Source organism: Vibrio sp. Of7-15 (genome assembly GCF_022347565.1).
In the GTDB taxonomy this organism is placed as follows: domain Bacteria; phylum Pseudomonadota; class Gammaproteobacteria; order Enterobacterales; family Vibrionaceae; genus NORP241.
In genome coordinates this window covers 35,483-46,231 of the sequence record NZ_JAKRGH010000011.1, presented here as the reverse complement: position 1 = coordinate 46,231, position 10,749 = coordinate 35,483, and the positions used below count along the sequence as shown (strand labels likewise).

1 protein-coding gene is annotated in these 10,749 nt (G+C 46.2%); it reads left to right on the top strand.

Annotated features, from left to right (window positions below; all coding sequences use genetic code 11):
- Nucleotides 1-113 precede the first annotated feature (113 nt).
- Nucleotides 114-10,697, top strand: coding sequence for a non-ribosomal peptide synthetase (locus MHO82_RS13285; RefSeq protein ID WP_239184435.1), 10,584 nt, complete (start codon nucleotides 114-116; stop codon nucleotides 10,695-10,697).
- Nucleotides 10,698-10,749 lie beyond the last annotated feature (52 nt).

Sequence of the window (10,749 nt, the reverse complement as noted above, 5' to 3'; positions counted from 1 at the left end):
GTTTCACTCTAGAAAATCAATGACCTAATCCCTCATGGAATAATACGCAAAGGCTCTGTCGATTATCGGCAGGGCCATATTGCCACACAAAATTAATGGAATGAGAACAGAGTATGGCTACTCAAATTAAGAATAAACTCGATAATTTATCGCCGGAAAAACGTGCGCTAGTAGAGAAATTGTTGGCAAAAAAGAAGCAGCAAAAACAGGCAAAACATCGAGACTCACAGATTGCGATCCCAGACAAAAAGAGAACAGAATCTGCGCTGTCTTTTGCGCAGCAACGTCTGTGGCTGTTGGATCAATTAGAAGGGGGAAGTTCGCATTACAACATTCCGACAGCATTGCATATTAACGGATCGTTAGACAGGGAAGGATTACATAAGGCATTTGAAAAAATCATTGCTCGCCACAGTGCTTTACGTACAGTGTTTCAAGGAGAAAACGAGCACGCAGTGCAAAAAATTAAAGCGCTCCCCGTCGATTTTTCCTTTGAAGTAACCGATCTGTCTCTGACAGAAGATCCGCGTTTTCGTGTGGGTGATGATCAGACCATTGATGATGTTATACAGAACATCCAGCCTGATCTTGAAAAAGAAGCCAGCTATACCTTTGACTTATCGTTAGATACTTTGATGCGTTGCCACTTATGGGTGATCGATGAGAGGAATGCTATTTTGCTCATCGTTGTCCACCATATCGCCGCGGATGGTTGGTCGATGGGGGTGTTAACCGAAGAGTTGAATCAGTTCTATCGAGAATGTGTCGATGATAAAGCAAACACATTGGCACCAATAACAGTTCAATATGTGGATTATGCTGCCTGGCAACGGGAGCAGCTGAGCGGTGAAAACCTCCGACAGCAGCTGGAACACTGGCAAGGCTGTTTAGCAGATCTGCCCAGTTTACATGGCTTGCCATTGGATAGAGAAAGGCCGAGCCAGCCTTCTTATCAAGGCCAACACTTACAAACCGAAATTTCATCCAGTGTTGCCAAGGCTTTTAAAGCGTGCTGTGCTGAGCAGGGCGCCACATTGTTTATGGGGATCTATGGTGTACTGAGTGTCTTAATTGCTCGTTATAGTGGCGAGCGTGATGTTGTGATAGGGACCACGGCGGCAAACAGAGATCAGCATGAAATCGAAGGTCTTATTGGGTTTTTCGTTAATATGTTGGTGTTAAGACAAAAACTGCCTTCTGATGCGAGCTTTAACGATGTGCTTAAAGAAAGTAAACGTATTGCGTTGGACGCCTTTACCCACCAGCAGACGCCTTTTGAAAAAATCGTAGAGCATCTCAATCCGAGCCGAGATCTTAGTTATCACCCATTGTTCCAGATCATGTTGGCTGTGCAAAATAATCAGGTGGGCGACTTATCGCTTGATGGATTACGCTTTTCTGATGTGGGCATTGCGGGCAAAAACGCGAAGTTTGACTTGTCATTAAATGTTGAAGAACAAGATCAAGGGCTACTACTGGATTGGGAATTTAGTACCGATCTGTTTGATACCAAAACCATTGAACGCATAGCACACAGTTTTAGCTTGCTAGTGGCCGCAATGGCAGAGTCGCCTAGTCAGGCCGTTTTTAGTGCTACTATGCTATCGGATAAAGAGCAGTACCGAGCGGTAGAGGCTTTTAATGATACGTTTGTTGAGTTGCCTTCTCAAAGCGTAGCGAGTTTATTTGAAGCTCAAGTGGCCACATCACCAGATGCTGACGCTGTCACTTTCGGCTCTCAAACCTTGACTTATCGAGCGCTCAACCAAAGAGCCAATCAACTGGCTCTAGAGCTTCAAACTCGCGGGATCGGCCCAGATACGTTAGTCGGTGTGTATCTTGAGCGCTCGATGGCCATGTTGGTGTCTTTGCTGGCGGTATTAAAATCCGGCGGTGCTTATGTACCGTTGGATCCGAACTACCCTCCAGAGCGAATCCAAGGTATGTTGCATCACAGTAAACCTCGTTTGGTGCTCACCAATAAGGAATTGGCTGGTGGTCTCTCCAGTGAGGTTGACTTCATGCTTGTGGATGAAATGGTGCAGGCTGACATCAAATACGATGCTAACCCGTTACGCCGTCACTCAAGTAGCCATGATTTGGCGTACGTTATCTATACTTCTGGCTCGACAGGGGAGCCCAAAGGCATTGCGGTTGAAAATAAATCCGTCGTGAATTTTTTACAATCAATGGCACAACAGCCTGGGATAAAAGAAGACGACACTTTACTGGCCGTTACGTCAATTTCGTTTGATATTCATGTGTTAGAGCTTTATTTGCCGTGGCTAACTGGTGCTCATCTAATTGTTGCGTCAACACCGGATACTTTGAGCCCTGAACGATTATCGGGATTGATTGTTGAGCATGATGTGAGCTTAATGCAGGCAACACCGTCAACTTGGCAAATGCTAGTGAATCAAGGGTGGCGCAGCTCAGCTCGTCTTCGAATGATCTGCGGTGGGGAAGCAATGCCCGAGGCTTTAAAGTCGGCGTTGCTTAGCAGCGATCAACATCAGTTGTGGAATGTGTATGGTCCAACGGAAACCACAGTGTGGTCATCGGCTAAGGAACTGCATACTGAGTCACGCATTACCCTCGGAACGCCCATCGCCAATACCCAGTTTTATGTTTTAAATGAGCTAAGGCAACTGACCCCAGACGGTGTTCCCGGTGAGCTGTATATTGCTGGTGATGGTTTAGCGCGAGGGTATTTGCATCGAGATGATCTGACAAATGCCGCGTTTCTACCCAATCCCTACATGCCGGGTGAGCGAATGTACCGAACTGGGGATCGCGTGCGACGATTAGAAAACGGTGAACTTGAGTATTTAGGCCGATTTGATCATCAAGTGAAAATTCGTGGTTTTCGTATTGAGTTAGGGGCTGTTGATGCCGCGCTGCAATCTCACGATATGGTGAATCAGGTGATCAGCGTAGCTGCGAAAGGAAAGAGCAATGGAGACGCTCAATTAATAAGTTATGTGATTTTAAATCAAGTGGTTTGTGATGAAATCGCTTCCGTTAAAGATGCGTCGAACCTTGATACTAACGCCGTTTTATTTCAGCATGTTAAGACGCAGCTTCCTCATTATATGGTGCCTTCCGCAATTGTTATTCTGGATGCGTTTCCTTTGACACCCAATGGCAAAGTTGATCGTAAAGCACTGCCTCAGCCATCAACCCAGTTGCTCAATGACAATTACGTAGCCCCCGAAACCGAAATAGAGCACAGGCTGGCAACACTGTGGGCGCAAGTTCTTGATGTTAATGTGGAGTCGGTGAGCCGTCATGCTCATTTTTTTGAAATTGGCGGCCAATCGCTCAAGGCAATCCAATTGCTGGGGCGCATGAACCAAACCTTTACTGTTGATGCAGTAATGAAAGATATTTTTGTGTATCCAGTGCTTAGAGAGTTAGCGCTATTCATTGAATCTCGACGTGAATCTAACTGTGAGAGCAAGGTGCTTAAGCACCAGGAACCATTGATGATTGAAGCGGCTGATCGTGGGCGATCACTGCCTCTGACTCACATGCAAAAAAGATTGTGGATTATCGATCAGCTAGAGGGCGGGAGTTGCCACTACAACATGCCTTTGGCCTTTCAATGGAGTGGGGAGTGTGATCTCATCGCGGTGGAAAATGCGTTGTTAGCCTTGGTTAATCGACATGAGATACTGCGCACCCAATTTGTGACAGAAGAAAATGAAGCAGTCCAGCAGGTCGGTGAACGTATTGAGCGATTTCCTTTATCGGTGTCTGATTTACGTAGTCAGAGTGAATCTGAGCAGCAGCGTTTGATTTCAATGTCACGTCACAATCAGGCTCAGCAGGCATTCAATTTAAGCCAAGACTTAATGATTCGAGCTGAGGTGCTCACTCAACACCATAACGCCCATGTTTTATTGTTAACGCTACATCACATCGCAGCGGATGGTTGGTCGTTAGATGTGCTCATGAAAGAATTTTCTGAGCTGTATTTTGCGTTTACAAAAGGCCAGAAAAATCCTCTTTCACCACTTGCACTTCAATATGGTGATTATGCGTTATGGCAACAAGGGGCGCTACAAGGGGAAACACAGCAAAGATTACTCAGTTATTGGCAAGGGGAATTGGAAGGGCTACCTGTTGTACATGGGTTGCCTTTGGATCGCCCAAGACCAAAAACACAAAGCTATGAAGGCAATGTTGTGGAATCGGTGATCCCTCGCCATCTAGTACAACAGCTCAAAATGTTTTGTAAGCAAGCGTCGGTGACGACATTTATGGGCTTACACGCTGCTTTTGCTACGTTAATTTCTCGTTTTAGTGGCGAGCACGACATTGTGATTGGTACGCCAGTGGCAAACCGGGAGCAGTTTGAGGTCAGCGACTTAATTGGATTTTTTGCCAATACATTGGTATTGCGTTGTGATTTGAGTGCATCACCCAGTTTTCATGCCTTGTTGGCTCAATGCAAGGACAGAGCATTAGGGGCTTATGAGCATCAGCAAATGCCATTCGAGCAATTGGTGGAAGTGTTACAACCAGAAAGAAACCCAGCACATTCACCGCTGTTTCAAATCATGTTGACGTTTGCAAGTGAAACAAAATCAGAGGCCATTGATTTATTGCCAGTCACCTCAATGACGGCAGGCAATGAAAATCGAGTCGCAAAATTTGATCTGACTCTTCATGCTGTTGAAGAAGGCGATGAGATCACCTTGGGGTGGGAATATGCGACCTCGATTTTCGATGAAGCGACCATTTACAGGTTGAGTGAAAGCTTTATTCAATTGCTCGTGGGGCTATTATCTATTCCGAATCGTTGTGTCATGGAGTTGCCTTTACTTACGCCAACGGAGCGCTCTTTACTTGAGTGTGAATTTAATCAAACGGAGGTTGACTATCCGAAGTCGGCCACGATTCATTCTTTGATTGAAGAGCAAGTGGCAAAAAACCCCGATGCCCCAGCCGTTCATTTTGAGGGGGAATCTCTGAGTTACGCAGAGCTGAACCAGCGTGCGAATCACTTAGCAAACCAGCTTATTGACAGGGGTGTTGGTCCTGACAGCTTAGTGGGGGTGTGCTGTTATCGTTCACTAGAGCTCGTGATTGGCTTATTAGCAACATTGAAGGCGGGTGGGGCTTATGTGCCTTTGGATCCGGATTACCCGAATGAAAGGTTGGCCGTTATGGTGTCGGATGCGCAACCAGACGTAATTCTGACGACCAAAGAAGTGCAGAACCTATTACCCGCTGAGGTTACCACGATCTGCTTAGATACCCCCGATGTTGGCTTTGATTTAATGGCCAATCCTGTTCTGAATGAGCTTACTTCGAACCATTTGGCTTACGTGATTTATACGTCAGGTTCGACCGGGTTGCCAAAAGGGGTGATGAACGAACATCAAGCGGTGGTGAATCGAATATTGTGGATGCAGCAAGAGTTTCCGCTGACCAGTGCCGATAAAGTATTGCAGAAAACGCCGTTTAGTTTTGACGTTTCCGTATGGGAATTTTTTTGGCCATTAATGACAGGGGCGCAGCTCGTTGTTGCTAAACCAGACGGCCATAAAGACGTGGATTATTTGCTCGATACAATAGATAAACACGCGATAACCACGTTGCACTTTGTGCCGCCGATGTTAGCTGCATTTATGCTTGATGGCCAATATCAAAACCGAGCCCAAAGTGTTAAGCGTATATTTGCCAGCGGAGAGGCATTGCCTGCCGAAATTGCAAAACAATGGACGCAGACACACACCGCAGAACTGCACAATTTGTACGGGCCAACCGAAGCGGCCATTGATGTGTCGTGGCATGCGTGTCGTGCTGATAAGGACTATACCACCGTCCCTATTGGCAAACCGATCAATAATATTCAGTTGTATGTTCTTAATGAAGCGCATCAATTAGCGCCATTAGGTGTACCCGGTGAGCTGTACATTGGAGGTGATGGGGTCGCACGAGGCTATTTGAATCGAGAAGAGCTGACCAAAGAGCGTTTTATTCCAAATCCATTCAGTGATCAGCCTAATGCTTGTTTGTATAAAACTGGAGATTTAGCGCGATGGAACGCCAGTGGTGAAGTGGAATACCTTGGCCGCTTGGATCATCAAGTGAAAATTCGCGGCTTTAGAATTGAATTGGGCGAGATTGACGCCCAAATTTTGGCACAGCCTCATGTCGCAGAAGTCATCACCATCGATGTGGAAGGTCAAACTTCGTTTGATCGCCAATTGGTGAGTTATTTGGTGCCAACCTCCTCAGACGTGGCTCCAACTCTGAAAGAGGAACTCTTAGCTGCACTTAATCAGAAACTACCACACCATATGTTGCCAGCGGATTTGGTGTTCATGGAAGCGCTGCCTTTAACGCCTAACGGAAAAGTGAATCGTCGTGCGCTGCCTAAATCCGCGTTAACAGTGGGTAAAGAAACGTATGAACCACCAGTATCAAAAACAGAGCATACATTGGTCGGTTTATGGGCAGAGGTTTTGTCGCTAGAAGAAAATCAGATCAGCAGGCAGGCGAATTTCTTTGATATTGGCGGACAATCTTTAAAAGCGATTCAATTATTAGGTCTTATTCGACAGAACTTTAATACTTCATTGACGGTGAAGGATCTTTTTTCCACCTCGATTCTGTCGCAATTGGCACAGCTCATTGAAGCGGCGGAGGTAACAGGTGAGGGGGGAAATGAGAAAGCAGTCCACCCGTCTGATCGCTCAGGATTGCTTCCTTTGTCTCATACTCAGCAGCGGCTGTGGTTTATTGACAAAATGGAAGGAGCAAGTGCGCACTACAACATGTCCCTTTCGCTTTGTTATCAGGGAAGGTTGGAGCCGTCGATTGTTTCATCCGTTTTACGTACGTTGATTGATCGGCATGAAATCCTACGGACCGCATTTTTGCAACGTGATGGTCAGGGATGGCAGATCATTCAGCCTACACCAGAACAAGTGGGCGTGACGTATACCGATGTGAGTGATTTTGAGGGAATAAAGCAGGAAGAAAAGATAAGAACCGTCGCATCACAAGAATCAAGTATCGCTTTTGATCTAGAAAAAGATCTCATGATTCGCGCTCAGGTAGTGCATGTTTCAGATAACGAAAATCTGCTCTTACTGACATGCCATCATATTGTGGCGGATGGTTGGTCACTAGAGATTTTTACTCAAGAATTTACCAAGCTCTATGAGGCTTATCTTTCTGGTTCTTCCAATCCATTGGTTCCACTGTCGCTGCAATATGGAGATTACGCAGTATGGCAACAGCAATGGCTCAACAGCTCGTTGTTACAAGACAAGTTAGACTACTGGAAAAGCCAATTAGCGGGTTTGCCTCAGATACACTCATTGCCATTGGATAAACCACGACCATTAACTCAGTCTTATCAAGGGTCTTTGTTTACCTCAGAGTTGTCCGAATCGTTGACAGCCAAATTGGACTCGGTGTGCAAGCAGCACAGCGCGACAATGTTTATGGGGTTGTATGCGGCCTTATCTGCTTTGCTGAGCCGATTCAGTGGTGAAGATGACATTGTGATCGGTACGCCTGTTGCTAACCGTGAACAAGCCGAGGTGGCCGATTTGATTGGTTTCTTCTCTAATACCTTAGTTTTACGCTGTGATTTAAGTCTATCACCAAGCTTCAACTCACTTCTTGAGCAATGTAAAACGACAGCGTTAGACGCTTACCAGCATCAGCAAGTGCCTTTCGAGCGTTTGGTGGAGGTGATCCAACCGGAAAGAAGCCTGAGTCATCATCCGCTCTTCCAAGTCATGTTGTCGTTAACTAGCCAAGAAAGTGGTGAGACGGACAATAATGTGTCGTGCTTTAAAGCTGTTGATTTGAGTGATCCTCACAACGCAATTGCGAAATTCGATTTGACGCTTCACGCAATAGAGAGCGACGGAAAGATGGTGTTGGGTTGGGAATTTTGTCGAGACCTTTTTGAAGAGTCAACAATTGAACGTATGGCAGGGTGTTTCGAGCAACTTCTTGAAGCCATGATCCATAGCCCTGATCGTAATCTATTTAGTTTACCGATGCTTGATGATCATGAGCGTCGACGTTTGCTCGTTGAATACAATCAGACTCAAGTAATTCAGCCAGAGCAACACAGCTTTTTAGCTTTGTTTCAAGCCCAAGCTCAACGTCACCCACAGCGCTGTGCTGTGACGTGTGACGGACAATCACTGACTTATGGAGAGCTGAACCATCGAGTGTCGCAAGTGGCGTATGCGCTTCAAAAACAAGGGGTAGAAACAAATAGCTTAGTAGGAGTTTACCTGCCGCGCTCAATTGACATGCTGGTGGCGATGTTAGCGATTGGGAAAGCTGGCGGAGCGTACGTTCCGCTTGACCCTCGCTATCCGAATGAACGAATCGGTCATATGATTGAGGATGCGAGGCCGCAGGTAACTCTCACCTCTTTTTCCTTATGTGAACATTTGCCTGAAGAAACTCAAGCGGTATGCATGGATAAGCTACCTAACACTCTTGATGCCGATGGTTCATCGTTTAAAGAGGCGTTTCCCACAATTCAGGCGAAGGATCTTGCGTATGTGATTTATACCTCTGGATCAACGGGCAAACCGAAAGGCATTGCCATTGAGCACGGTTCGTTAGTGAACTTTTTGTTATCAATGCAAAAAAAGCCGGGCTTACAGGCCGAAGATACCTTATTAGCCGTCACCTCAATGTCGTTTGATATTCATACGCTAGAGCTGTTTTTACCGCTGATCAGTGGGGCACAGATTGTGATGGCGAATTCGGATGATGTGATGGACCCATACGCGCTTTCTCATTTACATGCCCAGCATAATGTGACCGCAATGCAAGCGACCCCAGCTACATGGCAAATGTTGCTTAACATTGGTTGGCAGCCTCCGGTTAGCCTAACCATGATGTGTGGTGGTGAAGCGATGAGCCCCGCTTTGAAATCTGGACTGTTACTGAGTGAACAACACACTCTTTGGGATATGTATGGCCCAACGGAAACTTGTGTGTGGTCAGCTGTGCGTCGTTTGAGTTTGGCTGATGAAGCGGCGGTAATTGGTGGGCCGATTGATAATACCGAGTTTTATGTATTGAACGCCATGATGGAGCCTGTCCCTGCTGGAGTGGCTGGGGAGCTTTATATTGGGGGGCACGGATTAGCTCGGCATTATCTTCACCGTGAAGATCTGACAGAGAAAGCGTTTGTCCCGAATCCATTTGATGAAAAATCAAGTCGTTTATATCGGACTGGGGATCAAGTCCGTTGGTTAACGCCAAATACACTCGCATATATGGGGCGCTTAGACAATCAAGTTAAAATTCGAGGTTTTAGGGTTGAGCTGGGCGAGATTGAAACGGTTCTATTGCGAGACCCACAGGTAAGTGAGGCTGTGACTTGCATTCAACACATAGGAGCAAATGCGGAGCCAGCTTTAGTGAGTTATGTGGTATTGGCTGACAGTGACTCTGCACCGGACAATCATCGTGCCATAAAAGATAGCATCCAACGTGGATTGCAGACGCATTTACCACATTATATGGTGCCTGCGGCCATTCATATTCTGGCAGCGTTGCCTTTGACACCTAATGGGAAAATTGATCGAAAAGCGCTCCCTCAGCTTACTGTAGAGTCAGTGGGCGCTGCGTATGTTAAACCTGTTACGCCAACAGAAATGAAACTGGCTCAGATCTGGAAAAATCTTCTAGAGTATCCTGATCTTATTAGCAGAGAAGCGAACTTCTTCGAAATAGGAGGGCAATCTCTGCTCATTGTCAGTTTGGTTACTCAGATAGCTCAACAGATGCAGGTTACGTTAGCCGTTAAAGATGTGTTTTCTGCTCCGACTTTAACTGAATTGGCCTTGGTTATTGATGGGCGAACGACCAACGATATTGTGAATGAATCCGTCACGAATAGGGTAACGTTTAGTGAGGGAGCAAGGCAGTCGCTGTATTGTTTCCCGGGCCTAGGTGGCATGTCGATTGGTTTTTCTGCTTTGGCACAGGCGTTAGCCGGTGAGGTTAATGTTCATGCATTCGATGCCCCAGGGATGTTAGGTAAAGGGGAAACGTCTGACAATTTTAATGCCATGGTAGCCAATTATGTCGAAGAGCTTAAAAGCCAGAAGAGTGAGCAGCCACTTTGGTTGATGGGGCATTCGTTTGGCGGGCGTGTTGCACTGGAAGTCGGGAGGCAACTGGAGTCTGCGGGGATAAGCGTCAATGTATTCTTATTGGACGTTCTTTTGACCAATGATGTCTTTGCTGGGGAGGAAGTAGAGGACTGCGAGTCAGATGTGAAATCGGCTTTCATCGCCGGATTATGTGATTGGCTTGGTATCTCGTTGCCTTCTGAGCAGGCTTTTGATTTAACGCTAGCTACGCATGAGGTACGTCAGCGACTGTCAGAGATGGGGTTTGGTGTGGATCAAACGTTCTCAATGGAGGATTTTTGGGCGGTATATCAAAACCAATCTTTGATGAACCGAAGCTACGAACCTCAAGGGGAGTTTCATGGACGTGTGACATTACTTTATTGTGATGAACTCAAGCCTATCTTAGAGCCTGTCATGGCGGATTATCAGCGTTGGATGACTCAACCAGTCACCTATCAAGAGGTGCTCGGAGAGCATAATTCGATGTTGAAAGCGCCATATGTTGCGTCTATCGCACATGCAGTGAAACAAACGATGAGCAATCACGAGATAGAGTAATTCAACCCACATCAGCCTCAAAGTAGTTGAGGCTGATGCTAAGTTCATTAAA

Excerpts from the sequence above, each read along its gene's own strand:
- MHO82_RS13285 (WP_239184435.1), top strand. The coding sequence starts at position 114 with ATGGCTACTCAAATTAAGAATAAACTCGATAATTTATCGCCGGAAAAA.